General features: G+C 69.2%; 27 protein-coding genes. 17 read left to right on the top strand and 10 right to left on the bottom strand.

From position 1 onward, the window contains the following. Window positions 1-77 precede the first annotated feature (77 nt). A complete protein-coding gene (locus tag WG902_RS14125) occupies window positions 78-2,507 on the bottom strand; it encodes a PAS domain-containing protein (protein ID WP_340060730.1) in 2,430 nt (809 codons plus the stop codon). A gap of 115 nt (window positions 2,508-2,622) precedes the next feature. Between WG902_RS14125 and WG902_RS14120 the strand changes: the two genes are divergently transcribed. From WG902_RS14120 to WG902_RS14080, 9 genes are all read left to right on the top strand, one after another. Beyond that, window positions 2,623-2,841 (top strand): hypothetical protein, encoded by a 219-nt coding sequence (locus WG902_RS14120; protein WP_340060729.1) that lies wholly within the window; start codon window positions 2,623-2,625, stop codon window positions 2,839-2,841. 8 nt (window positions 2,842-2,849) lie between these two features. Further along, a complete protein-coding gene (locus WG902_RS14115; protein ID WP_340060727.1) occupies window positions 2,850-3,521 on the top strand; it encodes a hypothetical protein in 672 nt (223 codons plus the stop codon). 58 nt (window positions 3,522-3,579) lie between these two features. Beyond that, the gene (locus WG902_RS14110) at window positions 3,580-3,957 is read left to right on the top strand and encodes a hypothetical protein (protein WP_340060726.1); all 378 of its coding nucleotides are present in this window, start codon (window positions 3,580-3,582) and stop codon (window positions 3,955-3,957) included. Between the two features lie 5 nt (window positions 3,958-3,962). After that, on the top strand, window positions 3,963-4,868 hold the full coding sequence (locus WG902_RS14105; protein ID WP_340060902.1) for an EamA/RhaT family transporter: 906 nt from the start codon (window positions 3,963-3,965) through the stop codon (window positions 4,866-4,868). Between the two features lie 54 nt (window positions 4,869-4,922). Beyond that, on the top strand, window positions 4,923-6,314 hold the full coding sequence (dbpA, locus tag WG902_RS14100) for an ATP-dependent RNA helicase DbpA (protein WP_340060724.1): 1,392 nt from the start codon (window positions 4,923-4,925) through the stop codon (window positions 6,312-6,314). Between the two features lie 147 nt (window positions 6,315-6,461). Continuing rightward, the gene (locus WG902_RS14095) at window positions 6,462-6,776 is read left to right on the top strand and encodes a hypothetical protein (protein WP_340060723.1); all 315 of its coding nucleotides are present in this window, start codon (window positions 6,462-6,464) and stop codon (window positions 6,774-6,776) included. Window positions 6,777-6,807: 31 nt separating this feature from the next. Continuing rightward, a complete protein-coding gene (locus tag WG902_RS14090; RefSeq protein WP_340060722.1) occupies window positions 6,808-8,079 on the top strand; it encodes a putative DNA modification/repair radical SAM protein in 1,272 nt (423 codons plus the stop codon). Further along, entirely contained in the window at window positions 8,079-9,494 is a 1,416-nt protein-coding gene (locus WG902_RS14085; protein WP_340060721.1) for a UdgX family uracil-DNA binding protein, read from the top strand. The genes WG902_RS14090 and WG902_RS14085 overlap by 1 nt, the downstream gene beginning before the upstream one ends. A 118-nt stretch (window positions 9,495-9,612) precedes the next feature. Then, a complete protein-coding gene (locus WG902_RS14080; RefSeq protein WP_340060720.1) occupies window positions 9,613-10,197 on the top strand; it encodes an RcnB family protein in 585 nt (194 codons plus the stop codon). Here WG902_RS14080 and WG902_RS14075 read toward each other — a convergent pair. Beyond that, the gene (locus WG902_RS14075) at window positions 10,194-11,114 is read right to left on the bottom strand and encodes an SDR family NAD(P)-dependent oxidoreductase (RefSeq protein ID WP_340060719.1); all 921 of its coding nucleotides are present in this window, start codon (window positions 11,112-11,114) and stop codon (window positions 10,194-10,196) included. The two genes, WG902_RS14080 and WG902_RS14075, sit on opposite strands and share 4 nt — an antisense overlap. 155 nt (window positions 11,115-11,269) lie before the next feature. On the opposite strand from WG902_RS14075, the gene WG902_RS14070 reads away from it, so the two are divergent. After that, window positions 11,270-11,920 carry a hypothetical protein gene (locus WG902_RS14070; protein WP_340060718.1) on the top strand — a complete coding sequence of 217 codons (651 nt, stop codon included), beginning with the start codon at window positions 11,270-11,272 and terminating at the stop codon, window positions 11,918-11,920. Then, window positions 11,883-15,068, top strand: a complete 3,186-nt coding sequence (locus tag WG902_RS14065; protein ID WP_340060717.1) for a response regulator — start codon at window positions 11,883-11,885, stop codon at window positions 15,066-15,068. The genes WG902_RS14070 and WG902_RS14065 overlap by 38 nt, the downstream gene beginning before the upstream one ends. A 13-nt stretch (window positions 15,069-15,081) precedes the next feature. Here WG902_RS14065 and infA read toward each other — a convergent pair whose 3' ends face one another. The 5 genes from infA to WG902_RS14040 form a co-directional block, all read right to left on the bottom strand. Continuing rightward, entirely contained in the window at window positions 15,082-15,348 is a 267-nt protein-coding gene (gene infA / locus WG902_RS14060; RefSeq protein WP_340060716.1) for a translation initiation factor IF-1, read from the bottom strand. A gap of 119 nt (window positions 15,349-15,467) precedes the next feature. Further along, complete coding sequence (locus WG902_RS14055; protein WP_340060715.1) at window positions 15,468-15,929, bottom strand: hypothetical protein; 462 nt, start codon at window positions 15,927-15,929, stop codon at window positions 15,468-15,470. 21 nt (window positions 15,930-15,950) lie between these two features. Continuing rightward, complete coding sequence (gshA, locus tag WG902_RS14050; RefSeq protein ID WP_340060713.1) at window positions 15,951-17,504, bottom strand: glutamate--cysteine ligase; 1,554 nt, start codon at window positions 17,502-17,504, stop codon at window positions 15,951-15,953. Between the two features lie 223 nt (window positions 17,505-17,727). After that, window positions 17,728-18,327 (bottom strand): YidB family protein, encoded by a 600-nt coding sequence (locus WG902_RS14045; protein ID WP_340060712.1) that lies wholly within the window; start codon window positions 18,325-18,327, stop codon window positions 17,728-17,730. Window positions 18,328-18,410: 83 nt separating this feature from the next. Continuing rightward, on the bottom strand, window positions 18,411-19,076 hold the full coding sequence (locus WG902_RS14040) for an alpha/beta hydrolase (RefSeq protein ID WP_340060711.1): 666 nt from the start codon (window positions 19,074-19,076) through the stop codon (window positions 18,411-18,413). Between the two features lie 126 nt (window positions 19,077-19,202). On the opposite strand from WG902_RS14040, the gene WG902_RS14035 reads away from it, so the two are divergent. Further along, window positions 19,203-19,592: an HPF/RaiA family ribosome-associated protein gene (locus WG902_RS14035; protein ID WP_340060710.1), complete on the top strand. Its 390-nt coding sequence runs from the start codon at window positions 19,203-19,205 to the stop codon at window positions 19,590-19,592. Window position 19,593: 1 nt separating this feature from the next. On the opposite strand, the gene WG902_RS14030 is transcribed toward WG902_RS14035, so the two are convergent. Beyond that, window positions 19,594-20,493, bottom strand: coding sequence for an aminotransferase class IV (locus tag WG902_RS14030; protein ID WP_340060709.1), 900 nt, complete (start codon window positions 20,491-20,493; stop codon window positions 19,594-19,596). A gap of 189 nt (window positions 20,494-20,682) precedes the next feature. Between WG902_RS14030 and WG902_RS14025 the strand changes: the two genes are divergently transcribed. Together WG902_RS14025 and WG902_RS14020 are read left to right on the top strand one after the other, a co-directional pair. Beyond that, window positions 20,683-21,042 carry a PA2779 family protein gene (locus WG902_RS14025; protein WP_340060708.1) on the top strand — a complete coding sequence of 120 codons (360 nt, stop codon included), beginning with the start codon at window positions 20,683-20,685 and terminating at the stop codon, window positions 21,040-21,042. A gap of 5 nt (window positions 21,043-21,047) precedes the next feature. Beyond that, window positions 21,048-22,025, top strand: coding sequence for a PA2778 family cysteine peptidase (locus WG902_RS14020; RefSeq protein ID WP_340060707.1), 978 nt, complete (start codon window positions 21,048-21,050; stop codon window positions 22,023-22,025). Window positions 22,026-22,065: 40 nt separating this feature from the next. Here WG902_RS14020 and WG902_RS14015 read toward each other — a convergent pair whose 3' ends face one another. After that, on the bottom strand, window positions 22,066-23,115 hold the full coding sequence (locus tag WG902_RS14015; RefSeq protein ID WP_340060706.1) for a serine hydrolase domain-containing protein: 1,050 nt from the start codon (window positions 23,113-23,115) through the stop codon (window positions 22,066-22,068). A 28-nt stretch (window positions 23,116-23,143) separates the two neighbouring features. Between WG902_RS14015 and WG902_RS14010 the strand changes: the two genes are divergently transcribed. The 3 genes from WG902_RS14010 (at window position 23,144) to WG902_RS14000 (ending at window position 25,041) form a co-directional block, all read left to right on the top strand. Further along, window positions 23,144-24,013 (top strand): NUDIX hydrolase, encoded by an 870-nt coding sequence (locus tag WG902_RS14010; protein ID WP_340060705.1) that lies wholly within the window; start codon window positions 23,144-23,146, stop codon window positions 24,011-24,013. 369 nt (window positions 24,014-24,382) lie between these two features. After that, window positions 24,383-24,523, top strand: coding sequence for a hypothetical protein (locus WG902_RS14005; protein WP_340060704.1), 141 nt, complete (start codon window positions 24,383-24,385; stop codon window positions 24,521-24,523). After that, the gene (locus WG902_RS14000) at window positions 24,511-25,041 is read left to right on the top strand and encodes a DUF4864 domain-containing protein (protein WP_340060703.1); all 531 of its coding nucleotides are present in this window, start codon (window positions 24,511-24,513) and stop codon (window positions 25,039-25,041) included. The genes WG902_RS14005 and WG902_RS14000 overlap by 13 nt, the downstream gene beginning before the upstream one ends. A 57-nt stretch (window positions 25,042-25,098) precedes the next feature. Here WG902_RS14000 and WG902_RS13995 read toward each other — a convergent pair whose 3' ends face one another. Next, complete coding sequence (locus WG902_RS13995) at window positions 25,099-25,473, bottom strand: hypothetical protein (protein ID WP_340060702.1); 375 nt, start codon at window positions 25,471-25,473, stop codon at window positions 25,099-25,101. Window positions 25,474-25,600 lie beyond the last annotated feature (127 nt).

Here is a 25,600-nt window from a genome sequence, read left to right as displayed (position 1 = left end):
AGACGTTTCGGCGATGCGCGCAGCCCACACGCCGACCGCTCATGCACCCGGGCCGGCCGCTCGTCACCGCTCGGGCTTCAGGCCGGGGGCAGCGTGAAATAGAAGGTCGCGCCTTCGCCGGGCGCCGAGTGCGCCCACACCCGCCCACCCTGGCGCGTGATGGCGCGCGCCACCGTGGCCAGGCCGATGCCCGTACCCGGGAATTCGTCTTCGCCGTGCAGGCGCTGGAAGGTGCCGAACAACCGGTCCACGTAGGCCATGTCGAAGCCGACGCCCGTGTCGCGCACGAAATACTCGCCGCGTTCGGCCGACGAACCGACGACGATGGACGCCTCGGCCTTGCCGGAAGTGAACTTCCATGCATTGCCGATCAGGTTTTCCAGCACGGAGCGCACCAACCGCGCGTCCGCCTGCACGGCCAGGCCCGGTTGCACCTGCCACTGCACGCGCCGGTGCGGCTGCTCGGACTGCAGGCGGAACAGGATCTCCGCGGCCAGCTCGCTCAGGTTCACGGGAGCGCGGATCAGCTCCACCTCGGAGACGTGCGCCAGCGCCAGCAGCCCCTCGATCAACTGCGTCATCGTGTCGGCATTGGCCAGGATGCGGTCCAGGTAGTGCTGCGCGCGGTTGTCGGCCGCAGCGGGCAATTCCTGCTGCAGCAGCCTTGCATAGGCGCCCACGCGTTGCAGCGGCGACTGCAGGTCGTGCGACACCGAATACGAAAAGGCCTCCAGCTGCTTGTTGGCCAGCAGCAGCGCGGCCTCGTTGGCGCTGAGCTGCGCGGTGCGCTCGGCGATGCGTTCTTCCAGGCTTGCGTTGAGCCTGCGGATCTCTTCCATCATCAGCATGCGCAGGGTGATGTCCTGTTGCGCGCCCTGGATCGCCACCACGCGGCCGGTCGCGTCGCGAATCGGCTCGCCCACCGAACGCACCCACACCCGTCGGCCGGCGGCGGAGATCATCCCCAGCTCCACGTCGAAGGACTCGCCCTGCTCGATGCAACGGGTCAGCGCCTCCGTGGCGGCCGGCAGCGACTGCGGATCCAGCATGGCAAACACTTCCTGCAGCGTCGGCTGGACGTCAGGCGCGAGGTCCAGCACGGCGCACACTTCCTCGGACATCGCCATGCGCTGGGTCTGCAGGTCCGCGCGCCAGCTGCCCATGCGCGTGAGGCGGGTGGCGATGCCCAGTTGCTCGGCCTGCCGGCGCAGGGTGTCCTGCGCTTCCTTCAGCCTGTCGATGTCCGTGGCGGTGCCGAACCACGACGGCGGTGCGCCCTCCCCGATGGGCACGGGCAGCACCCGCAGCAGTTGCCAGCGATACGTTCCGCTGCCGGAGCGCAGCCGCAGTTCCAGCTGCAGTTCCTTGCCTTCCTTCAGCCTCGCGGCCAGCTGCTCCACCAGCATCGGCAGGTCGTCCGGATGCACCGCGTTGCGCCAGCCGGCGCCCATGGCCTGCTCTCTCGGATAGCCCGTGACCTCCGTCCACCGCTGGTTGACGAATTCCATCCCGCCCTCCTGGTCGGCGATGAAGACGATCTGCGGCATGGCCTGCGCAAGCTGCCAGAAACTCTGCCGGGTCTCGTGGCTGCGCCGAGAGTGGCGGCGCAATTGCAACGTCAGGGCGACTGCAGCGATCACGGCGGCAGTCCACAGCAGGGCCGCCAGCGCCGCGAACTTGCGCCATGGCGCCAGCAGCTCATCGAAGCCCGTGCCCACCGCAACCAGCAGGTCGGGAAAACCGGGCAAGCTGCGGTACGCCACGACGCGCCGCACGCCGTCGATCGTGCTCTCGCGGATGAAGGTGCCTTCCGGCGCCCGCGGCAGGTACTCGCGGAACAGAGCAAGTTGCGAGAAGTCCTGCCCCATCACCCGCTCGTCCCCGGGGCTGCGCACCATCAGCCGGCCATCGCGCCGGTACAGCACCACGGCGCCGGTGGCGCCCAGGTCGATGCCGCGCCACGACTGCTCGAAGTAGCGCGGGTCGATCGCGGCCACCATCACCTCGCGCACCTTGCCGCCCTCGCGCACCGCCCGCGCCAGCAGCATCTGCCATTGACCGGTCTCGTCGCGCTGCACCGTGCCGACATGCAGGTCGGGCGCCGGAACCGCGCTCCAGGCCTCGGCGGGCGGCATGCCGGCAACGATGCGGCCGACATGCTGCGGCCGCGATGCCATCGCCACGCGACCTTGTGCGTCCGTCACCCACAGGTCCCGGATGAAGGGCGCATCGCGCGATTCGGCCTGCAGGATGGTGGCTGCGGCAGCGGTATCCGGCGCTCCGGCGCGCCGCAGTGCGTCGAGCCGGGCCGCGGCCAGCCGCAGGGCCTGGTCTGCCGACTGCAGGGTGCGCGCGGTCTGTTCGGCGATCACCAGCGACAGTGAATCGGTCAGCTCCTCGCCGCTGCGCAAAGTGGTTTCGCGCATGTGCAGCAGGGCGTACGCCAGCAGCGCGCCCGAAAGCAGCGCGGCCCCCAGCACCGCCAACACGTCCCTCGATCTCCCCATGGACCTATTGTCCACAGGAACGCGTGTCCGGCACGGACACGCGCCATCCGCTGACAACCCTGCCCCGAGCGGCCCCGCCAAACTGATGCGTGCTCATGTCAGAGGAGATCGACCCATGTCCCAGCAAGCCATGATCCGCGGCGAAGTGTGTTTCCGCGTCGGCGACGGCGTGCTCCAGCCCATCCCGGACGGGCCGGTGTCGATCGACCTCGCCGACGACAGCGTCACCCTGGGATGGGAGGACGAGCCCGGCAACGCCATGTCCGCTGCCCTCACGCGCGATGAATTCGATCGCTACGTGGAGGAAGGCAAGATCCGTCTCGCCAGCCAGTAGCACCCGTCGTGTCGCGTCTCGCCGCTGAAACGATCCTGCTCGCGCTGGCCTGGGGGGCAGTGCTCCTGGTGCGCCCCTGGCGCTTGTTGCGCCCGTACGAAGGCAAGGTGCCGCTGGTCACCCCGCTGCTCGCCAGCCTGGTGATCGTGCCCTGGCTCTGGTCATGGCCCGGACTGACCGCGTTGTCGTTGCCCTTGCAGTGGTCGGCCGCGCCGCTGGCGGTGCTGATGCTCGGCTGGCCGCTTGCCATCCCGGTGGTGACGTTGGCGGGCCTGAGCACCATGGTGAGCACGGGTGCGTCGATGGGCGAGGCCATGTCGCTCACCGTCTGGTCCGGCGTGTTGCCGGCCACGATCGTGCTGGTGCTGGGCTACGGCGTGCGCAAGGCGTTCGGCCTCCATCCGGTGGCCTACATGGTGGGCCGTGCATTCTTCGTGCCGATGCTGGCCCTGGCTTCCTGCGGCCTCGCGGCAGCCCTGATGAGCAACGGCCTAGCCGGTCCCACGGGCGACCTGCAGCGCGTGGCCATCGCATTGCTCGCCATGGGCGAGGCGTCGTGGACCTGTGCCATCGTCAGCCTGCTCGTGGCCTACCGTCCGCAATGGTTGGCCACCTGGTCCGACGAGGCCTACCTCGGCAAGGCCGTCCGCGCCAAGCAAGCCATAAGACCCCGCCGCTGAGCCACGTTTCCGGCTGGGTTTGCGTTCCCCGGGCGAAGCCCGTGTTAACTTTCGCGCCATGTCGTATCGGACCTCTTCCGCAGCCTTGGCTGCGCTCCTTTTTGCGGCGGGCCTCCCGCTCGCCGCGCAAGCCAGCAGTGGCCTGCCGATGAAAGTCGGCGGCCTGTGGTGCGGCGTCGGCCTGCTGCACGAATTCCGGCTCGAGCTGGCGCAGCAGTTCAACCTGCTCGAAGCGCGGCTGGTGCGCAAGAACCGCGTGCGCCAGATCACCGGACGGATCGAAGGCAACACCGTGCTGACCGACCCGCAGCGCAACCACACGCTGGAACTGCAGGCGCTGGGCAACGAGTTGCGGGTGACCGCCGGCACCGGGCCATTGGCCATCCTGAAGGGCCAGGCCTTCACGCGCGCCATCGCGGACAGCTGCACGCGTTGAGCCACCTGCCCTGGCTCTGGGTCCCCATCGTCATCTGGGCGGCCCTGGCCCAGACCGCGCGCAATGCGGCGCAGCGGTCCCTGGTGGCGCAGGCTGGCACGCTCGGCGCCACCCTCTCGCGTTTTCTCTACGGCATCCCTTTTGCCGCCGCGTGGGTGGTGCTGCTGCACGTGATGCCGGGCACCGCCTCTCCGCTGCCCCGGTTCCAGCCCACGTACTTCGGCTGGCTGGTGCTCGGCGCGCTGGGGCAGCTGGGCGCAACCGCTTTCATGCTCGCGGCCATGAAGGAACGCAATTTCGTCGTCGGCGTGGCGTATTCCAAGACCGACGCGTTGCAGGTTGCGCTGCTCGGCGCGGTGTTCCTGCGCGAACTGCCCGGCCCGTTGACCCTGCTGGCGATCGCGTTGGCCACCGCCGGCGTCGTGCTGCTCTCCCTGCCGCAAAAGACACCCGTGGACGGCAGCGCCTGGACCGGGCGGGCCGCATGGTTCGGGCTGGCTTCCGGCGCCGGGTTCGCGCTTTCGGCGGTCGGTTATCGCGGGGCGGCCTTGCAGATTCCCGACACCTCTCCCTGGCTCGCGGGTGCGTGGGGCGTGCTGCTGGCGCAAAGCATCCAGACGCTGCTGCTCGGAGGGTGGCTCGCCTGGCGCGCGCGCCCTGCGCTCAGGGCGACAGTGACGGCCTGGCGCATCTCGGTCATCGCCGGCGGAACGGGCGCACTCGCCTCCATCGGCTGGTTCACCGCGTTCGCGCTCACGACCGCCGCCAACGTGCGAACGCTGGGCATGGTGGAAGTGGTGTTCAGCTACCTGGTGTCGCGTCGCCTGATGCGCGAGAAGCTCGTGCGCATGGAGCAGGCCGGGCTGGCGCTGGTGCTCGTCGGTCTGCTGGTGCTGGGGATGCAGCTTTAGGAGTTTCGCCGGCAGCCCTTGCCGGCACCGGGCACCAGGCGAGGAGAATGGGGGATGACCGACACCGACCGCAGCTTCGCCAGCCTTCGCCTTTCCGCGCCCATGCTCCAGAACCTCCAGCGGCTGGAGTACGTCGAGATGACCCCCGTGCAGGCCGCGAGCCTGCCCCTTGCATTGTCCGGCCGCGACGTGATCGCGCAGGCCAAGACCGGCAGCGGCAAGACCGCCGCCTTCGCGCTGGCGCTGCTCGCGAAGCTCGACGCCCGGCGCTTCGACGTGCAGGCCCTGGTGCTCTGCCCGACCCGTGAGCTCGCCGACCAGGTGACGATGGAGATCCGGCGGCTGGCGCGCGCCGAGGAAAACGTCAAGGTGCTGACGCTCTCGGGCGGGGTTCCGTTGCGCGGCCAGCTGGCGTCGCTCGAGAACGGCGCGCACGTGGTCGTCGGCACGCCCGGGCGGGTGCTGGACCACCTGGGTCGCGGCACGCTGGTGCTGGACAAGCTGAACACGCTGGTGCTCGACGAGGCGGACCGCATGCTGGACATGGGCTTCCTGGACGACATGGTGCAAGTGGCGAGCCGGTGCCCCAAGGATCGGCAGACCCTGCTGTTCTCCGCGACCTACCCGGAAGGCATCGCCAAGCTTGCCGCCCAGTTCATGCGCGACCCGCAGACGGTGAAGGTGGAGGCGCAGCATGCCAGCACGGTGATCGAGCAGCGCTGGTTCCAGGTGACGGAAAGCGAGCGGCTGCCCACGGTGCTGCGGCTGCTGGACCACTTCCGCCCGCCCAGCAGCATCGCCTTCTGCAACACCCGCGCGCGCTGCACGGCGCTGGCTGCGCTGCTGCAGGCGCAAGGCATCAGCGCGCTGGCGCTGCACGGGGACCTGGAGCAGCGCGATCGCGACCAGGTGCTGGTGCGGTTCGCCAACCGCAGCTGTTCCGTGCTGGTGGCCACCGATGTCGCCGCGCGCGGGCTGGACATCGCCGCGCTGGCGGCGGTGATCAGCGTCGACATTCCGCCGGACGCCGAGGTGCACGTGCACCGCATCGGCCGCACCGGTCGCGCGGGCGAGCCGGGGCTGGCCCTGAACCTGGCGAGCCTGGACGAGATGGGCGCGGTCGGCCGCATCGAAGTCGTGCAGGCCGCCGCGACGCAGTGGTCCCCGCTGGACACGCTGAAGCCGTCCGGTCAGGGGCCGCTGGTGCCGCCGATGTCCACCGTGCATATCCAGGGCGGCCGCAAGGAAAAGATCCGGGCCGGCGACGTTCTGGGTGCGCTCACCGCGGACCTGGGATACAGCCGCGAGCAGGTCGGCAAGATCGACGTCAACGAATTCGCCACCTACGTCGCCATCGAGCGTTCGGTGGCCGCGCAGGCGGCGGAGCGCCTGAACGGCGGCCGCATCAAGGGCAAGACGGTGAAGGCGCGCCTGCTGCTGGACTGACGGCGCGCGCACGGGAACGGTGCACACGACACGGGTTGGATACGTGATTTGCTTCCTGCGACGGCGGGTCGCCTACACGCAATCAGCATGGACACGCACGGCCCTTGGGGCTACAAGGGTTGCACCATCGCCTGCATGAGGTCGGACATGACTTTCGGCACCCTGCTGTACCGCTACTTCTTCTTCGGCTGGCTGTTCAAGGACGTGAACCAGGGCAACGTGTTCGAGCGTTCCGCCGCGCTGCGCCACAACCGCGACATGGCGCGCTGGCTGCCCACGTACATGCGCCGCTGGCTGTGGAGCGGCCTGTTCTTCTACGGGCTGGGCAGCATCGCGGAATGGGCGCTGCACGCGCCGGGTTTCTCGGTGCTGTTCTACGTGCCCAGCGCCTTGAGCGTGCCGGTCAATGCCGTCATCGGCGCGGCGTGGCTGGGCTTGAAAGTGTTACCCGCGCAGTTCTGAGTTCTTCCAGGTTTCACTGTATGCTTATACAGTGGACCTGAACGCCAAGCTCGCCATCCTCGCCGACGCCGCCAAGTACGACGCCTCCTGCGCGTCGAGTGGCGGCGTCCGGCGTGACTCGGTCAAAGGCCGCGGCCTGGGCTCCAACGAAGGAGCCGGCATCTGCCACAGCTACGCGCCGGACGGCCGCTGCATCTCCCTGCTGAAGATCCTGCTGACCAACTACTGCCAGTACGACTGCCTGTACTGCGTCAATCGCGTCAGCAGCAACGTGCCGCGCGCGCGTTTTGCCATCGACGAGGTCGTGCAGCTGACGCTGGACTTCTACCGGCGCAACTGCATCGAGGGGCTGTTCCTCTCCAGCGGCATCATCCGCAGCCCCGACTACACGATGGAGCAGGTGGTGGAGGTGGCGCGGCGCCTGCGCGAGGAGCACGACTTTCGCGGCTACATCCACCTGAAGACGATCCCCGACGCCGCGCCCGAATTGCTGGAACGCGCCGGCCGCTATGCGGATCGCCTGTCCATCAACATCGAGCTGCCCACCGAAGGCAGCCTGCTGACGCTGGCGCCGGAAAAGGACGTGTCCGCCATCAAGCGCTCGATGGCGCGCCTGCGGGTGCACATCGACGACGCCAAGGCGGAAGCACGCGATCACCAGCGTGTGGAAGTGATTTCGCTGCCCCGGTCCACGCCCGCCCGGGCCAGGCCGAAGACCTTTGCCGCGGCCGGCCAGAGCACGCAGATGATCGTCGGCGCGGACACCACCGACGACGCCACCATCCTGGCCACCAGCGCGCAGCTGTATGGCGCCTATCGCCTCAAGCGCGTGTACTACTCCGCGTTCAGCCCGATCCCGGACGCCTCGTCTTCCCTTCCCTTGCAGGCGCCCCCGCTGGTGCGCGAGCACCGCCTGTACCAGGCCGACTGGCTGATGCGGTTCTACGGCTTTGCCGCCGACGAGATCGCGTCGCCGCGCAGTGGCGGCATGCTGCAGCTGGAGGTGGATCCCAAGCTGGCGTGGGCCCTCGCGCATCCGGAGCAGTTTCCGGTCGACCTGGACCGCGCGCCGCGCGAACTGCTCCTGCGTGTGCCCGGACTCGGGGTCAAGGCCGTCGACCGCCTGCTGCTGTCGCGGCGCGTTCGCCGCCTGCGCACCGAAGACCTCAAGCGGCTGCGCGTGCCGGTGCAGAAGGTGCTGCCCTTCGTGGTGGTGGCCGGCCATCGGCCGTCACAGGTCCCGGATGCGCAGAAGATGCTGGCCACGGCCAGGCCCGTTGCGTTGCAGGCTGCGCTGTTCTGATGCTGGTGCGCCTGGCCAACGAGACGGACCTCGCCGGTTTCCGGCAGGAGGCGCGCAAGCTGCTGGCTCGCCGCGTGCCGCCGGACGAGGTGCACTGGTCCGCCGGCCCGTACCACGACGACCTGTTCGGCGGCACGCAAGCGCCTGCCGGGGAGCCGCCACCGGATGGCGGCATCAACGTTCCACCCGCGTTCCTGGAGTTGTGCCACACCGTGGTGCTGCACAGCGCGCCGCAGCGCTTTGCCCTGCTGTATCGCCTGCTCTGGCGCCTGGCCCACGAACCCTCGCTGCGGCACGACCCGCTGGATGCGGACATGCTGCAGGCACGGGAGATGGCCAAGTCGGTCCAGCGCGACATCCACAAGATGCACGCCTTCGTGCGCTTCCGGCAGGTGCAGGACGGCCAGGATCCGCTGGACCCCCTGCATGTGGCTTGGTTCGAGCCGGACCACTACATCGTCGAAGCGAATGCGCCGTGGTTCCGCCGCCGCTTCGCCAACATGCGCTGGGCCATTCTGACGCCGCAGCGCTGCGTCGAATGGGACCGCAAGGAACTGCATTTGCGCGCCGGCGCCCAGCGCAGCGAGGCGCCGCCGCCCGACGCGGGCGAGCAGCTCTGGCTGACTTACTACGAGAACATCTTCAATCCGGCGCGGCTGAAGCTGAAGATGATGCAAAAGGAGATGCCGCGCAAGTACTGGCGCAACCTGCCGGAGGCTCAGCTGATCTCGCCCCTCGCCGCGCAGGCGCAGGAACGCAGCGGCGTGATGATCGAGCAGCCGCCCACGGCCACCCTGCGGCGCATCCCGCGTTTTCCCGATCGGCCGCCTGCCATCGGCCATCCCGATGCGCTGGCCGCGCTGAATGCGCGCACGCAGCAATGCCGCGAATGCCCCATCGGCGCCTGCGCCACGCAAGCCGTGTGCGGGGAAGGCCCCCTGAAGCCGGCGCTGATGTTCGTGGGCGAGCAGCCTGGCGACCAGGAAGACCTGCGCGGCCGCCCGTTCGTGGGGCCTGCCGGCCAGCTGTTCGAGCGCGCCTTGTCGCAGGCGGGCGTTGCGCGTGACACCGCGTACGTGACGAACGCGGTGCGCCACTTCAAGTTCGAACTGCGCGGCAAGCGCCGCATCCACAAGACGCCCTCGCAGGAGGAGGCGCTGGCCTGCCGCCGCTGGCTCGATGACGAAATCGGCATCGTGCAGCCGCGCGCGCTGGTGGCGCTGGGCGCCACGGCGGCCCGTTCGCTCCTGGGCCGCGCGGTGGCCGTGCTGTCGGAGCGCGGCCAATGGTTCGACCGGGCCGACGGCGTGCGCGTGCTGGTCACGGTGCATCCGTCCTCGGTGTTGCGCATGGACCCAGCGCAGCAACCCCAGGCCTTCGCCGCCTTCGTGGGCGACCTGCGCAAGCTCCTGTAGGCCCGCAGGCCGCCGGCGCACAACTCTTCACGCAGCTTTGCACGAACTCGGCGCCGGCTTCGTGGCGCAGACATGTGCGCGCCGCAAGATGCTCCCATCGACCCAAGGAGCCCTACCCATGAAAACATCGACCATTCTGTGCACCGCCATCGCCGCGACGATGGGGTTCAGCACCCTGGCTTCGGCACAGGTCCACCGCAACGACCGCAATGAAGCGCGCCAGGAACGGCGCGAGGACGCGCGCGAACGTGTCGAGGACCGCCGCGAACGCGTCGAGGACCGTCGCGAAGTGCGCGAGGACCGCCGCGAACGCGTCGAAGACCGCGCGGAGCGCCGCGAAGATGTTCGCGACGGCCAGCGCCGCTGGGCCAACCCGCCCGCGCACAACGCGCCGAACCGCAACAACTACGGCTACAACAACCGTGTCTATCACCACGGGTACAACAACTACAGCAACCACGGGTACGCCAACGGCTACAACCGCGGCTATGCGCCGAGCTATTACGCCAACACGGCACCGCGCTTCTACCGCGGCGGCTACCTGCCGCATAACTATCGCCACTCCTCGTACTACGTCTCCAACTGGAATACGTACCCGGCCCTGTATGCGCCGCCGTATGGCTACCAGTGGGTGCACGTGGGCAACGAGTTCCTGCTGGTCGCCGTGACCACCGGCCTGATCGCCAACTTGCTGACGTTCTAGGCGATGCCCTGCCCGCGGCCCGCACGGGCGAGCCGCATCTCGTTGGCTCCCTGCCCGGCGCCGCTTTCCGGGACCGTCTCGCCAGAGCGGTCCCGCACCGCGTCCAGGCGGGCCTGCAAGGTTTCGGGCACCTGCGGCCCGCTTCCCAGGTGCAGGCCCTGTGTCAAGGTGACGTGGGCGGCTGCGAACGTCCCCGCGCCGGCGCACAGCGTCGTGCGCGTGGGCGCGTCGACGCCGGCCAGCACCAGCATCGCCGGCACCACGGCCTCCGGCCCGAAGGCCTCCAGCATGTCGGGCGGGAACAGCGCTTCGGTCATGCGGGTGGCGGCGGTGGGCGCGAGGCAGTTCACCCGGATGTCGTGCTTCATGCCTTCGATGGCCAGCGTCTGCATCAGCCCCACCAGCGCCATCTTGGCCGCCCCGTAATTGGCCTGCCCGAAATTGCCGTACAGGCCCGAGGACGACGTGGTCAACACGACCCGTCCATATTTCTGCTGCGTCATCACGGGCCACAAGGCCTTGCAGCAATGCACGGCGCCCATGAGATGGACGTCCAGCACCAGCCGGAAGTCGGCCAGGTCCATCTTCGCGAAGCTCTTGTCGCGCAGGATGCCTGCATTGCTCACCAGCACGTCGACGCGGCCCCACGTATCCACCGCCTGCTGCACCATCGCCTGGACCGCGGGAAAGTCGGTGACCGAAGCGCCGTTGGCAGCGGCTTCGCCCCCGGCGGCGCGGATCTCGTCGACGACGCGCTGCGCCGCCGTCGCCGATCCGCCCGAACCGTCGACGCCGGCCCCCAGGTCGTTCACCAGCACCCTGGCGCCGCGGGCCGCCAGCGCCAGCGCGTGCTGCCGCCCCAGGCCGCCGCCGGCGCCGGTGACGATGGCCACGCGGCCATGGAAATCCAGGGACATGCACTCTCTCCCAAAGCTGTTTTCGGACGACCGGCGACTGTAGCGCAACACTTTCCTGCCGGCTTTCGGGCTTTTTTGACCAAATCCGACTCCCCAAGGTCGAGCAAGGCCAGAATTCGACCAGCAAGCAAAGCCGCCGCGGCGGGGAGAACGACATGGGGATGCTGGATCTGCTGCTCGGGAAGAAAAGCGCTGGCGCGAAGGCGGCCAAGCGCCCGGTTCCGGCTGCCAGCACCCAGTTCGCCCCTTCGCAGTCGACGCAGGCCACCAGCTCGCCGCACCAGGTGCGCAAGGACGTGCTCAAGCTCGTGCTGCGCGAGCTGCTGATGCGCAACGGCATCCCGAATGCCTGGCTCAGCGCTGACCTGCTGCGCACCACCAACTCCAAGCGCGAGCAAGGCATCCATGTGCGCTTCCTCATGCGCCACTTCGAGCCGCGCCTGTTGCAGCACGCCCCGGCGCTGGAGCAGGAGTTCGTCCAGCGGCTGATGCTGCTGGACCCGCTGGCCGCCGACTGGCTGATGGGTTTCTCCTGGCAGTTCACCCTCGACGACATCAGCAAGTGCCCGCCGCTGCCGAATGCCGGCGCCTGGACGGCGCCCCCGCAGGAGCCGGCCGCAGAGCCGGTTGCAGCCGCGCCGGAAGAACATTCGGGCGACGTGATCGCCGGGCCGGTGTTCATTCCCAAGCCTGTCGACGAAGTGCGTTCCGACCTCGAGCGGCTGCTGTCCTTGCGCGACGAGGACATGAAGCGCCACAGCAAGGCCGGTGACAACTTCGCACCCACCCGGCCTGCCAAGCTCTGAGCCTGCGCAGCGCTGCCTGCGGGCGGCCTGGCGTGCCTGTGCGCGCGCCCTGCTCGTTGTTGCCTGCTTCCTGCCAGTCACCGCGCTCGCACAGGCGAACGCCGCCGTGGCCGGCGTGCTCGACCTGTCCCGCCTGGGCGCAACTTCCAGCGTGCATTCGCTGCGCGGGGACTGGCTGTTCGACTGGCAGGCCTTCACCAATCCGGCTTTCGACAAGGTCCCGCTCACCGAGGTGGCGCCCGTGCCTTCGGAGTGGAACGACGTCACGGCCGGCCGCAAGGCGCCCGGTCCCGACGGCCACGGCAGCTACACCCTGGTGGTGAAGTGCCCGGCGGGCGAGCAGCTTGCCCTGTCGGTCCCCGCGCAGCGCACCGCCATGCGCCTGTTCGTCAACGGCCGGCTGGTGGCCGCGCAGGGCGTCCCCGGCGCTACTCCTGGATCCGCCCGCCCGGCGATCGGCCGCCGCGCCGTGCTGACCGAACCTTTCCCCTGTCCGCTGCGCATCACCGTCCATATCTCCAACTACTCGCATCGCTCCGGGGGCTTCATCCGCACCCCCGTGGCGGGGCCGATCGACGAGCTTGCACCGCGGCACCAGCAGCGCCTGGCGCTCGACACCATCCTGCTGGGCGCCTACCTGGTGCTCAGCATCTCCGGTTTCATCTTCTTCCTGGCGCGGCGCAAGGAGCGGTTGCCGATGTACTTCGGCCTGCTGGCCACCGCCCTCACCGTGTACACCGACATGAACGGGGACCGCCTGCTGCTGCAGCTGGGCGGGCCCGAGACCGACTGGGAAACCTACCTGCGCATCGAGTACTTCTCGTGGTTCGCCTCGATGGCGCTGTTCGTGACGGTGGTCGACCAGCTGTTCCCCCGCACCTTGCGGCCAGGGGTCGTGCGCATGTTCACCGCGGCCTGCGCGCTGGCGGTGGTGGTGGTTGCCTTCACGCCCGGCCGCATCTACAGCCACCTGGTCTGGTATGGCCAGGCCCTGGGCGTCGCGATCGGCGTCTACATCACCGTGGCGATCTCGCGCGCCGCGCGGCAAGGCCGCAAGGACGCGGGCGTGATCCTCGTGGGCATGGCCTTCCTCGCGCTGGCCCTGGCCCTCAACGCGCTGGAGTCCTTCGATGCCGGCCGCACGCAGAGCAGCATCACCGCCTTCAGCCTGCTGGCCTTCATGTTGTCCCCCGCGATGGTGCTGCTGCGGCGGCTGGCGCGCGCGCTCAACACCGAGGAGCAGCGCAGCGCCGAACAGCGCGAGAAGGTGGACCTGCTGGTGCGCGCCACGCAGGCCGGCATCCTGGACTGGGACTACACGCGCAACCTCGCCCGCTATTCGGCGCGGCTGCTCGAGATCATGGGTCATCCCCCGGACACCGATACGGCGAACTGGGGACCGATCTTCGAGCACATCCATCCGGCCGACCGCGACATGGTGCGCGACGCGTACATGAACCAGCTGCGCGACCGCTCGGTGCGCGCCGGCGAGATGCGGCACGAGCCCCTGGAGTACCGGCTGCTGCGGCGCGACGGCGACGCGGTGTGGGTGCATGCGGAGGCGATCAGCCTGCGCGACCGCGACGGCCGGGTGCTGCGCTACATCTGCTCCTACCTCGACATCACCGACCACCGCGCGCTGGCCGACGGCCTGCAGCGCCAGAACGCGGCGCTGGCCGAGAACGCGCGGCTGCGCGAGGACGTGGAGCGCATGTCGCGGCACGACCTGAAGACGCCGCTGAACAGCATCATCGGCGTGGCGCGCCTGCTGCGCGAGGACGCGGCGGTCCAGCCGGAGCACGGCGAGCTGCTGGCCATCGCCGAGCGCGCGGGCTACCGCATGCTGGAGATGGTCAACCTGTCGCTCGACCTCGCGCGCATGGAGATGGGCACCTACGCGTTCCGGCCGCAGGCGGTGAACCTGGTGGACGTGATCCGGCGCGTGCTGCTCGACCTGCGGGGCCAGGCCGATGCCGGCCGGGTGCAGGTGCGGATGGAGCCCGAGTTCGCGCAGCCGGTGTACGCGCGGGCCGAGGAACTGCTTTGCTATTCGCTGCTTGGCAACGTGGTGAAGAACGCCATCGAGGCCACGCCGGCAGGGGGCGTGGTGCGCGTCACCCTCGATCCTGGCGAGCGCGTGCGGGTGCGCGTGCGCAACCCGTCAACGGTGGACCCGCAGGTCGCGCCCCGCTTCTTCGACAAGTACGTCACCGCGGGCAAGAGCGGCGGCACCGGCCTGGGCACGTACTCCGCGCGACTGATGGCGCGCGTGCAGGAAGGCGAGCTCGAGATGGAGACCGGCGAGGCGATGACCGTGATCACGCTCACCCTGCGCGCGCTGGGCAACGAACAGCTGCCGCTGCCCGCGCCAGCCGATGCGTCCACCGCGCCCGCGCCGATGTGGGCCGCACTGGCGCCGCGGCGGGTGCTGGTCGTGGACGACGACGAATACAACCGCGTGCTGCTGCTGCGCTACCTGCCGTCGCCGCCGTTCACCATCGAGACCGCCGAGCACGGCCAGGCCGCCGTGGACGCAGTGGCCCGCCAGTGGCCCGACATCATCGTGATGGACATGGAGATGCCGGGCATGAACGGGCTGGAAGCGGTGGCCCGGATCCGGCAGCGCGAGGAAGCGGAAGGCCGCAGGCCGTGCGTGATCATCATGATGTCGTCGAACGACGATTCCTTTTCGATCCGGCGCGGACTGGCTGCCGGCAGCAACCGCTTCCTGACCAAGCCGTTCACGCGCGAGACGCTGGTGGCCACGTTCCAGGAGCTGGATGCGGGCGGCGGGCTGCTGCCGATGCAGGTGCCACTGGACCTGCAGGACCCCGCCGCTGCGCCGGCGGAACCCGCGGCCGGCGTGAGCGTGCGGGTGGACCCGCACCTGCTGCGCGAGATCCCGGCCTTCCTGGAGTCACGGCGGCGGATGGTGGAGGTGATGAGGAATGCGCTGGCCCAGGGCGACCGGCAGGAACTGCGCGCGGTTTCGCATCGGGCAGCGGGCGGGCTGGCCTTGTTCGGGTTCCATTGGGCGGCCTGGCAAAGTCGCCGGATCTCGGCACGGGCCGCGGAGGGCGACGCGCCCTCGCTGTCGGAGGAGATCGATCGGCTGCGGCAGCACCTCCATGGCGTGGAGGTGTCGTGAGACGCCTCGAGCGTCAGCGCCGGCGGTGTTGCGGGGGCGGCATCCCCGCCGGGTTGCGGTTGGGCAGGTGGCGGAACATGATGCGGCCCTTGGTCAGGTCGTAGGGCGACAGCTCCAGGCTCACCAGGTCGCCGGCGATGATGCGGATGTGGTTCTTGCGCATCTTCCCGCCGGTATAGGCCACCAGTTCATGGCCATTCTCCAGGACCACGCGGTAGCGCGAGTCCGGCAGGATCTCGGCCACCCGGCCGTTCATCTCGATCAGTTCTTCCTTGGGCAAAAAGACGCTCCTTGCTGGGAACAGCCGGTGGCGCCTCGCGAGCAGCATCGCACCCCTCGCGGAGGGCAGCACCGGCAGTCAGATGAGCTGGATTGTAAGCGTTTGGCGTCGCGCCGGCATCAGCGGACGGTGACCTGGATGGTGATGGCGTCCACCACCATCCGCGAGCCGGCGGCGATCAGCAGGATGTCGCCGCCATAGGCGATGTACTGGTGGCCCGGGGGCAGCCTGGGCAGCAAGGCGAGGACGTCCTGCGGCACCGGGGCCGGGGCCGCGTCGCGCGGCATGGGCTCGCCGATCTGCCACTTCTTCGCCTGGCCGGGCGGCAAGCAGCCGTTGTTCTTCCTGGCCAGGCCCGGCGGGCATTGCTTGCCCTTGGCGTAGTACTCGCGCACGCCTTTGCGGGCCTGCTCGTTGAAGTACGCGCCGGGCTTGAGCGGCTGGGTGGCCAGCTGCGAGCCCTTGCCCACCTCGGGGTTCCGGGCTCGCGGGTCGACGCCGTCCTTTTCCTTGCGCTCCGGCGGCGCGGCGACCGCGGCGGTGCCGATGCACGCAGCCAGCAGCAGGGTCGCAAAGCGCATGGGGGTATTCCTTTGCCGCGGTCAGACGGTGGCGAGGGCCGGCGCGATCGCCGCCTTGCCCTTGCCCAGGCGCTCGGGCGAAATGTACTGCTGCCGGTATTGCTCGAAGGGCATGGTGTCGGCCGCCTCGACGGTCGCCTGGTCTTCGAGCGACTGGCGGGCCAGCCCCTCCAGCCGGGCATGCAACCCGCCGGCGTACGGCAGCTTGAGCAGCTTGTCCTTGGCTTGCTGCGACTGCGACAGCGTGAACGCGGCAAAGCTGTTCCAGTGGTCGCGCGCCATGGCGGCCAGCACGCGGGCCGACGGCAGCATGTCCGGATTCTGCAGCAGCGCCTCGGCGGAGCGCAGCGCGTCGCCGTAGTCGCTGGTTCCGTGCACCGAGTCGAGCATGGCGGCGATCGGGCCGCATTGCTCGACGATTTCGCCGCCCCATTGGGTCAGCTTCACTTCGCCGCCATCGCGCTCGAGCTTCAGGCCCGGCTCGCGCCCGTAGGCGGCGGTGCGGTGCTGGTTGCGGCCCAGCGCGGCGATCTCCTGCGGCGTGTCCTCCGGGCTGCCGGACAGCAGGCAATGCAGCAGGAACACGTCCAGGAACCGGATCGTCTGGGCCTTGATGCCGATCGGCACGAACGGGTCGAGGTCCATCAGGCGCACCTCGACGTACTCCACGCCCCGCTCGCGCAGCGCATGCAGCGGACGCTCGCCGGGGCGGATCACGCGCTTGGGCCGGATGGTTCCGTAGAACTCGTTCTCGATCTGCAGCAGGCTGGTGGCCAGCTGGTTGTATTCGCCGCCCGGATTGACGATGCCGATTGCCTCGTAAGCCGGGTACGGCTTGGTCAGCGCTTCGTGCAACGACGCGGCGTAGCCCTCGAGGCCGTTGTAGCTGACGGCCAGGCTGGACTGCGCGGCACTCTGGTAACCCAGGCGGCCCATGCGCAAGGACGTGCCGTGCGGCATGTACACCGTGCCCGGCGTCAGCGTCTGCAGCTCGTGCTGGCGGGCATTGACGAAGCTCGAACACGCGGCCGGCGATGCGCCGAACAGGTACAGCAGCAGGAAAGCATGGCGGCGGAAATTGCGGATCAGCCCGAAGTAGTCCGCATCGCTCACGCCCGGCAGCGACCAGTTGTAGTGGATGCCGGAGATGGTCTGCATGCGCCGGCCGTACCGGTGGGCCAGGCCCATGCGGTACACGCTCTTGGCGCGCCCCACGTTCGAGCCGCCGTAGCGGCCGATCGGGATGGTTTCGTCGGGCGGCAGCACGCAAGGCATGCTGCCGACCCACATCAATTCGTCGCCGAGCGCGCGGTACGTGAACTGGTGGACCTGGGTCAGCTCCTCCAGGCACTGCTCGACGCTGCCGTGCACGCCCGTGATCAGCTCCAGCTGTGACTCGCTGTAGTCGGTCGTGATGTTCGGGTGCGTCAGCGCCGAGCCGAGGGCGCCCGGGTGCGGTGTCAGCGCCAGCGCGCCGGCACGGGAGGCCCGCAGGCTCTCCTTTTCGATGCCGCGCCGGATGCCTTGCAGCCGCGAGGGCGCCAGCGTGCTCAAGGCCTGTTGCAGGATGCTCATGGAATCGGTCGTCTCGCCCTGGTTGCTTTTCGCGTGCGAAGTTAACACCTTTGGGCAAAACCTGCTGGCGGCGGGGGCGACAGCCTGGACGCCCGAATACGGCGCCGGACCAGAAGGCGCAGAAGTACCGCAGAAGATGCAGAAGGTACCTGCAAAGTGTTTTCTGCGTCTTCTGCGTGCGCAGCTTCTGCGACTTCTGCGTCCGGATGTCCGGATGTCCGGATTAGCGTTGGTTCGACGAAACCTCGCGGAACTGCACGTCCTCGATTTCCTTTTCCAGCGTCCGCGCGCCTTCGTCCAGCACGTCGTCGGCCTCGCGCGGCAACCGCCCTTCAGGCGACAGCTTGTCGACCATCTCCGGCATGATTTCGGCGAAGGCCTGGGCCACCTCATGTTCCGGCACGCCCAGGCGCTGCGCCATCGCGCTCAGTTCCTCGCGGCCGACGACCTCCTCGACCGCCTTCTCGTCGACCCCATCGTTGTCGCCAGTGGCAAGCCACGACTTGGCCTGGCGGTCGAAGCCCTTCTGCTTGAACTTGTCAAGCACCGCGCCGACGCCGCCATTGCGCTGGACCCAGCGCATCGCCAGCGGCAGCAGCATCATCAACACTGCCGCCTGACTGCCGCCGCCGCTGCGGGGCCCCGGCACGCCCATGGGGCTGCGTCCACCGCGCATCAGGCCGCCGAGCACGCTGCCCAGCGCGATGCCGCCAAGGCCGCCGCCGAGGCCGCCCATTCCGCCCATGGCGCCGCCGCGGCGCCGCATCATGGCCTGGCCGAAGAGGCCGCCGAGCACCTGGCCCAGCAATGGATTCCTGTTCATCGAAAGCTCCTGAATTTTTCGGATGCTTCCAGCCTAGCGGGCCTGCGCGCCTCGTGTGTAGGCGCACAGGCTGTGCACAACCGTCAGGACGCGGACAGCACGCGCAACAGCCAGTCGTTCAGTTCGGCGATTTCCAGCGGTGTCACCGCGTGGCCCATGACGTACTCGTGCCACTCCACCGGGTAGCCCAGCGCCCGCAGCGCGTCCCGGGAGGCCTCGCCACGCTCCAATGCAACGACCTCGTCGTGGGTGCCGTGGGCCAGGAAGATCGGCGTCGACTGGTTGGCGGGGCTGCGTTCGGCCGCCGTCTTGTCGGCCAGCGGCAGGTAGCCGGAGAGCCCGGCGATGCCGGCCAGTCGTTCGCCATGGCGCACCCCGGCCAGCAGCGACATGGCGCAGCCTTGCGAGAAACCGGCCAGCACGATGCGGTCCGACGGAACGCCGCGCTCGTTCTCGCGCTTGAGCAGCGCCTGCACCATCGCCATCGAGCGGCGCAGGCCCGCCTCGTCCTGCGGCGCAGCGGCGTCGAAGCCGATGATGTCGTACCAGGCGCGCATGCGGTGGCCACCATTGATGGTCACCGGCAACACGGGTGCGTGGGGGAAGATGAAGCGCACCGGCCCGACCGCGTCGAGGTCGAGCTCCTGCGCCACCGGCACGAAATCGTTGCCGTCGGCGCCCAGGCCGTGGAGGATGATGAGGGTGGCGACGGGGTTGTCGCCGGTTTCGGCTTCGATGATGTCCAGCATGCTTGCTCCTTGGCCGAAGCATAAACGCGCTGCGCCAGCCGTGTCCCACAAGCCAATGCACCGCGTGCCCCTTGCCGGCCAGCGCGGCCGTCCGCAGCATGAAGACTGACCGAAAGGAAACCGAAGATGATGAAAGTGCAAGTGAACACCAGCAACGGCGTCGAGAACAAGGACGCCCTGGAAAGCTGGGCCACCGATTACGTCAACGAACACCTCGGGCGCTTCGAGCAGGACATCACGAGCATCGAAGTGCAGATGACGGACGAGAACCATTCCGGCAAGGGCGGCGGCAACGACAAGCGCTGCATGATGGAAGCGCGCGTGAACGGCCGGGCGCCGATCGCCGTGACCAGCTTTGCCGCCGACCAGAACGTGGCTTTTCGCGGCGCGGCCGACAAGCTCATCCATGCGCTGGAGCACGCGTTCGGCAAGAAGGACCGCAGGGAGCACCGCGAACGCGACACCATCCGCCGCGACCCGGAGGTGCTGGACGAGGTGGTGCCGCCGCAGTCCTGATTCAGTAGGCGACCGGCGTGCTGTACCGCGGGTCGCGGTGCCACGCCCAGTACGTTTCCTGCAAGCGCTGGGTGACGGCGCCAGCCCGGCCGCTGCCCACGGCGCGTCCATCGACCTTCGTCACCGCGAGAACGCCGCCACCCGACGTGCTGAGGAAGGCTTCGTCGGCCGTCCGCAGTTCGTCCGCGGGCAATGCGCGCAGGTCCACCGGGATCCCCAGCGCTCCCGCCATCTCGATCACGGTGCGCCGGGTGATGCCTTCCAGCACGCCTTCGCGCGGGGTGACCAGGCGGCCCCGCCGCACTGCAAAGACGTTGAAGCCCGGGCCTTCGACGACGTTGCCATGCGCATCCGTCAGCAGCACCGAGTCGCCGCCGGCATCGAGCGCCCCGAGCAGGCCCATCGTCAGGTCGTTCCAGTGATAGTTCTTCGCGGTCGGGTCCACGCTGGACGGCGGAATCCGCTGCACGTCGCTGACGATCACGTTCAGTCCGCGCGCCCGCTGCTCTTCGTTGGCGATCCACACGTAAGGCACCGCGAAGGCGAAGAACTGGTTGACCGCCTGGCGCGGGTCGCGTGATCCCCATGGGGGCTGGCCGCGCGTGCACAGCATCTCCACATAGGCGTTGCGCAAGCCGGCCAGCCGCACGCACTGCGCCAGGATGTCCGTGATCTCCCCTGGCGTGCGCCCCGGGTCGAGCCGGAAGCGCGCGCAACTGCGCGCGAAGCGTTCGAGGTGCGCGTCGAGCCGGAAGAACGCCCCGTCCCAGACCGTCACGACGTCATAGGTCGCGTCCGAGCGCAGGAAGCCCCAGTCCGTCAGCGGCACGCTGGCGTTGGCGATGGGCACGAAAGCGCCGCGCTGCCACGCGGCACCGGCGGAAAAATCGGTCGGGTTCATGGGCGCATTCTGTGCGTACACGTGCCGCCGCCTGCGCTTTTCGCGCAGTGGGCGCTGGCGGAAACACTTGTACCAACGTGTTTCCCCTTGGTGAAGCGCCACACCTCGCCTTCAGCCCCCATGCGTAAATGGACGCTCCGGTCGAGGCGTTCCGTCCGACGCGGGCCCATGCAACAAGGAGCGTATTCCATGAACCTCGGCTTGAAGAAAACGACCTGCCGCGCGCTGGTCATCTCGGTTCTCGCGTTGTCGTTCCAGTCGGCCAACGCCGGAATGATCGGTGCCGAGCAGGCGGCCGGCGGCACGATGAGCGCCGAGCGCGCCATGGTGCTCGGGACGCTCGACCGCGCTGAAGTGGTTGCGCAGATGCAGCTTGCCGGCGTCGACCCGATTGCCGCTCGCGAACGCGTGAAGACGATGTCGGAAGCGGAAGTGCAGACCCTGGCGCAGGACATCCAGGCCGCTCCCGCCGGCGCCTCCAGTGGCTGGGCCATCGTTGCCGTCATCCTGATCGCGGCGCTGATCTGGTACTACGTGATCCGCAAGTAGGCCGCATGCAGGCGCGACCACCGAACGTCCCGCGCCTGGCACGGTGGCTCACCTTGTGGGCCACCGTGCTCCTTTGCGTTTCCGGCTGCTCGACGCTGATCCCGCAAACCACCGCTCTGCGCACCGGATGGCCGGCGACCGTCTCCCGGCAGGTGGAGCTGGCACAGGTTCCCTTCTTTCCCCAGGATGAATACCAGTGCGGCCCCGCCGCGCTGGCCATGGCCATGAACAACAGCGGGGCACGCGTGACGCCCGCGGCGCTGGTCCCCGAAGTCTGGTTGCCCGCCCGCAAAGGCAGCCTGCAGCTGGAAATGCTGGCGACACCACGGCGCCACGGGCTGGTGAGCTACCGGCTCGAACCGAAGTACGCCGACATGCTGCGGGAGATCGCCGCCGGCAATCCAGTGCTCGTGCTGCAGGACGTCGGCATGCTGTGGCCCCGATGGCACTACGCCGTGGTCAACGGCTTCGACTACGAAACGGGCACGCTGTTCCTGCGTTCCGGACTTCAGAAGCGGCAGGAAATGCCTTTCAGCTTCTTCGAGCGCACGTGGGAGCCCGGCGGCCACTGGTCGATGGTCGTCACCCCCCCGGACCGCATTCCCGTCACGGCCACCGAACCGCGGTGGCTCGAAGCCCTGCTCGGACTCGCGCGCGGCGGCAACATGGATGCGACGGTCAGCGCTTACCGCGCGGCGCTCGCGCGCTGGCCGGACAGCCTGCCTGCCGCGGTGGGACTCGCGAACCACCTGCACGCCCAGGGCTCGCTCGCAGACGCCGCGGGCGTGTTGCGAACGGCGCTGCAGAAGAATCCGCAATCGGCGATCCTGAAGAACAACCTGGCGCAGACCTTGTCCGACCAGGGCAAGCACCGCGAAGCGCTGGCGTTGATCGACGGCGCGGCGGATTCCCAGAGCCCCTTCGCCTCCGAGATCCGCGCGACGCGGCAGTTGATCGAAGAGCGGTTGCGCACGGGGGGATGAACCCCATCACCGGGGTTCGGCTTCGCGCGCACCCACCGGCCTACGCCAGCGCGCGCGTGACGCGGCTCACGAAGCCCGGCGAGCGCGCCGGGTCCAGCCAGCGCACCACCACCACGGCGTGCTGCGCCGGGTTCATCCACACATAGTGGCCGCCCGCGCCCACCATGAACCAGCTGTCGTGCGGCGCGTCGGCGAACATGGCGCCGCCCCGGTTCAGCCAGACCAGCCAGCCGTAGAACGGCGCGATCGCGCACGGCTGCTGCATCCGCGTGATCCAGTCGCGGGGCACGATCTGGCGGCCGCCATGGGCGCCGCCATCCAGCAGCAACTGGCCGACGCGCGCCTGGTCGCGTGCGCTGATGCTGACGCCGGCGCCCCAGTGCGTGCCGCCGGGCACCGACTGCATGCGCTGGCCCCCGATGTCGACCCACGCATCGTCATAGCCGACCCAGCGGAAGTTGTCACCGCCGCCCAGCGGGGCCAGCACCTCTTCACGAAACACCTCCGGCAGCGGCCGGCCGAACAGGTGCAGCAGCGCCAGCGACAGCTGGTTGATGCGCACGTCGTTGTATTCCCAATACGTCCCCGGCGGCTGCAGCACGCGCGCTTCCCCCTTGCGCCCCTGCGGCGGCTTGGGATCGTGCGAGACGCGGCGGTTGTGCTCCACCTGGTCGGGCATGCCCAGGCAGGTGCCGTGCCATTCACTGGTCTGCTCCAGCATGTGCGCCCATGTCACCTGGCGGTTGTGTGCATCGTCGAAGCCGATGCCCGGCAACGTCTCGTGGATGCGATCCTGCGGCTGCAACAGGCCGCGCGCCTGCGCGATGCCGGCCAGCAAGGCCAGGAACGTCTTGGCCACGCTGTAGGTCAGGTCCGCCCGATCCGGCTCGCCCCAGGCCGCGACTTCTTCGCCACGCACGCGGATGACGCCGGACACGCCGCCGCGGGGATGCACCGGGCCGCGCAAACGGTTGAACGGCGGCGGGTCCTCGTGGTGGACGCCCCAGCGTGCGGGGTCGGCCTGCGGGTCGCGCGGCCAGCCGACCTCGTGGGCCTGGGCATAGGCAATGGCTTCGGTGAAATCAGTCATGCCGGCAGCATAAGGTACGCTGTCCGCCATGGAGCTGAACACCGTCTTCAACGAGGGTCCGGCCGCCCCTTCCGCCACGGTCGTCCTGTTACGGGATGCGCCGGACGACGTGGAGGTTTTCCTGTTGCGGCGGCACGGGCAGTCCGAGGTGCTCGGCGGCGCCTACGTCTTTCCCGGCGGCAAGGTCGATGCCGAAGACGTGGAGTGGGCGGACCGCCTGGATGCGACGCCGCGGGACCTGCATGCGCGACTGGGCGAACCGGACCTGGCACCCGAGGCTGCGGCGGGGCTGTTCGTCACCGCGATCCGCGAGCTGTTCGAGGAAACCGGCGTCCTGCTCGCCGACGTGACGCCGCAGCAGGCCAGCGCGGCCTGGGCCGCGCTGCGCACCGGCCCCGGCTTCGACGAATTGCTCGCGCCGACCGGCGTGCGGCTATCGGCCGGCACGCTGCACCCGTGGTCGCGCTGGATCACGCCCACCCTCAGCAGCGTGACGCGCAAGCGCTTCGACACCCGCTTCTTCGTCGCCACCGTGCCGGCCGGCCAGGTGCCCGGGCACGACACGCATGAGGCCACTGCGAGCGTCTGGCTGTCACCGCGCGAAGCGCTGCGCCGCTACTGGGACGGCCAGATCGAACTGGCGCCGCCACAGATCATGAGCCTGGCGCACCTGGCGCGCCACCGCAGCGCCGCCGGCGTGCTGCAGGCGGCGCGCTCCGGTGCGCCGCCCTGCATTCGTCCCGAGCCGCGTGACGTCGAGGGCGTCCGCGTGCTGTGCTACCCCGGGGACCCCGGGCATTCGCAGCAACGACAGGTGCTGCCCGGACCCACGCGCCTGACCTGGCGCAACCAGCGCTTCGAGCCGGACGCCGGCCTGCCCATCCTGCTGGGCGACTGATCCGCGCGGCATGGCCGCCCTTCAAGGGTCCCACAGGCCGCGCTGACGCGTGCCTACAGCCGCTCGCGGGCGGCGCCTGCGCGGCCGCAACGGCGCGCGCATTCCAATCACACAAAGCCGGCCGGACTCCGCGCTACAACGACAGGTATCGGACTCTTCGCTTCCGCACGCGATCAGCGAGAACATTGCCCAGCGGGCCGGCCGGCTTCCATCGCGGAGCACCTCGCGGCCGCGCCTCCGGCGCACCGGCATCAGCGAGATGGAGGCTCCCACGCGCCGCTGCGCCGTTCACCTACAGGTCGCATCCCCACGGCGGACCTACCCTGAAGGCAGGTCACGACACCACAACAAAACGCCAGGGAGAATCCGATGAGTCCGCTGATGATGCGCTTCTTCACATTGGTGGGCATCGCCCTTGCGGCGGCCAGCATGCAGATGCGGGTACGTGCCGAGACCGTCACCGCCCCGGACCACCAGCAGGTGCGCTCCATCGACCAGTGCTCCACCTGAGGATGCCCGTGCCGTACCAACCTTCCCCCCAGGATTTCAGCCTGCCCGCTCGCTCGCGCCAGCGCGCGCGCAGTAAGGCAGCGGTGGCGTGGTCCCTGCTGTTCACCGCGGTGCTGCTTGGCGGCGTGTTCGCTTCGGACCTGCCCCAGGCGGCAGCGCCCAGAAGCGTGACGCCGCAGGTCGTGCAGCGCGTGGTGGAGCAGCAGCTCAATGCGCTGGCCAGCGAGGACGCCGCCAGCGCCTTTGCACTCGCCGATCCCGGCATGCGCACGCAGTTCGGCAACGCGGAAACCTTCCTCGCCACCGTCCGCGAGAAGTACCCGATGCTGGTGCGGCCGGCCAGCGTGCTGTTCCTGAAGGCCGAGACCGACGGCACGATCGCGATGCAGAAGGTGCGCGTCACCGATGTCAATGGCGCAGCGTGGTCGCTGACCTACCTGCTCAACCGCCAGCAGGACGACCAGTGGCGCATCAGCGGCTGCGTCGTCACCTCGGAAGGCAAGCGCATCCTGGCCTGATCCACACCCAATGAAAAAGCGCGGCACATGCCGCGCTTTTTCATGGGCGACGCAGATTTAGTTGCGGTCGGCCTTGGCGGTACGGGTGGAGCGCGAGGAGCTGTTGCTCGCCATGCTGCCCGATCCCGTGGAGCTCGAGCTCGCGGAGTCCGACGAACCGCTGCTGCTCGGCGTGCTGGAAGCGCTGGAGCCCGAGCTCATCGTGCCGGAAGAGCCGGCGGTGGACGCCGAGCCGCTGCCGCTGGTCGAGCCTTGCGCAGCTGCGCCGGAACCGGCGCCCGGCGTGCCGGTCGAGCCCATCGGCGTGTTCTGCGTGCTGCGCTGGCCGGCGCCCGTGGCGGGGTCGCTGGCGGGCTTCGGCGGCGTGCCCTGGGCAAAGGCGAGGCTGAAGGTGGCGGCCGTGACGGCTGCGATGACGATCTTGAACGACATGTTTGACTCCTTGGTCTGCTTGGATTTGGATCTTCCCCGGCGAGAGCGCCGGGTACCCCAGAGTAGGCTTGCCCCCATGAGGCGTCGTCGGTCCCCGGCGCAGCAATTTGTCGGACGAAAGCTTGCA

It is taken from the genome of Ramlibacter sp. PS3R-8, assembly GCF_037572435.1.
Lineage (GTDB): Bacteria > Pseudomonadota > Gammaproteobacteria > Burkholderiales > Burkholderiaceae_C > Ramlibacter.
The sequence above is the reverse complement of the archived record's forward strand: the minus strand, read 5'-3'. Positions and strand labels throughout refer to the sequence as shown.

What these genes read in the sequence shown, in the direction of transcription:
- WG902_RS14125 (WP_340060730.1), bottom strand. Translation starts at nt 2,507, where the DNA reads ATGGGGAGATCGAGGGACGTGTTGGCGGTGCTGGGGGCCGCGCTGCTT.
- WG902_RS14120 (WP_340060729.1), top strand. Translation starts at nt 2,623, where the DNA reads ATGTCCCAGCAAGCCATGATCCGCGGCGAAGTGTGTTTCCGCGTCGGC.
- WG902_RS14110 (WP_340060726.1), top strand. Translation starts at nt 3,580, where the DNA reads ATGTCGTATCGGACCTCTTCCGCAGCCTTGGCTGCGCTCCTTTTTGCG.
- dbpA (WP_340060724.1), top strand. Translation starts at nt 4,923, where the DNA reads ATGACCGACACCGACCGCAGCTTCGCCAGCCTTCGCCTTTCCGCGCCC.
- WG902_RS14095 (WP_340060723.1), top strand. Translation starts at nt 6,462, where the DNA reads ATGACTTTCGGCACCCTGCTGTACCGCTACTTCTTCTTCGGCTGGCTG.
- WG902_RS14085 (WP_340060721.1), top strand. Translation starts at nt 8,079, where the DNA reads ATGCTGGTGCGCCTGGCCAACGAGACGGACCTCGCCGGTTTCCGGCAG.
- WG902_RS14080 (WP_340060720.1), top strand. Translation starts at nt 9,613, where the DNA reads ATGAAAACATCGACCATTCTGTGCACCGCCATCGCCGCGACGATGGGG.
- WG902_RS14075 (WP_340060719.1), bottom strand. Translation starts at nt 11,114, where the DNA reads ATGTCCCTGGATTTCCATGGCCGCGTGGCCATCGTCACCGGCGCCGGC.
- WG902_RS14070 (WP_340060718.1), top strand. Translation starts at nt 11,270, where the DNA reads ATGGGGATGCTGGATCTGCTGCTCGGGAAGAAAAGCGCTGGCGCGAAG.
- WG902_RS14055 (WP_340060715.1), bottom strand. Translation starts at nt 15,929, where the DNA reads ATGCGCTTTGCGACCCTGCTGCTGGCTGCGTGCATCGGCACCGCCGCG.
- gshA (WP_340060713.1), bottom strand. Translation starts at nt 17,504, where the DNA reads ATGAGCATCCTGCAACAGGCCTTGAGCACGCTGGCGCCCTCGCGGCTG.
- WG902_RS14045 (WP_340060712.1), bottom strand. Translation starts at nt 18,327, where the DNA reads ATGAACAGGAATCCATTGCTGGGCCAGGTGCTCGGCGGCCTCTTCGGC.
- WG902_RS14040 (WP_340060711.1), bottom strand. Translation starts at nt 19,076, where the DNA reads ATGCTGGACATCATCGAAGCCGAAACCGGCGACAACCCCGTCGCCACC.
- WG902_RS14035 (WP_340060710.1), top strand. Translation starts at nt 19,203, where the DNA reads ATGATGAAAGTGCAAGTGAACACCAGCAACGGCGTCGAGAACAAGGAC.
- WG902_RS14030 (WP_340060709.1), bottom strand. Translation starts at nt 20,493, where the DNA reads ATGAACCCGACCGATTTTTCCGCCGGTGCCGCGTGGCAGCGCGGCGCT.
- WG902_RS14025 (WP_340060708.1), top strand. Translation starts at nt 20,683, where the DNA reads ATGAACCTCGGCTTGAAGAAAACGACCTGCCGCGCGCTGGTCATCTCG.
- WG902_RS14020 (WP_340060707.1), top strand. Translation starts at nt 21,048, where the DNA reads ATGCAGGCGCGACCACCGAACGTCCCGCGCCTGGCACGGTGGCTCACC.
- WG902_RS14015 (WP_340060706.1), bottom strand. Translation starts at nt 23,115, where the DNA reads ATGACTGATTTCACCGAAGCCATTGCCTATGCCCAGGCCCACGAGGTC.
- WG902_RS14010 (WP_340060705.1), top strand. Translation starts at nt 23,144, where the DNA reads ATGGAGCTGAACACCGTCTTCAACGAGGGTCCGGCCGCCCCTTCCGCC.
- WG902_RS14005 (WP_340060704.1), top strand. Translation starts at nt 24,383, where the DNA reads ATGAGTCCGCTGATGATGCGCTTCTTCACATTGGTGGGCATCGCCCTT.
- WG902_RS13995 (WP_340060702.1), bottom strand. Translation starts at nt 25,473, where the DNA reads ATGTCGTTCAAGATCGTCATCGCAGCCGTCACGGCCGCCACCTTCAGC.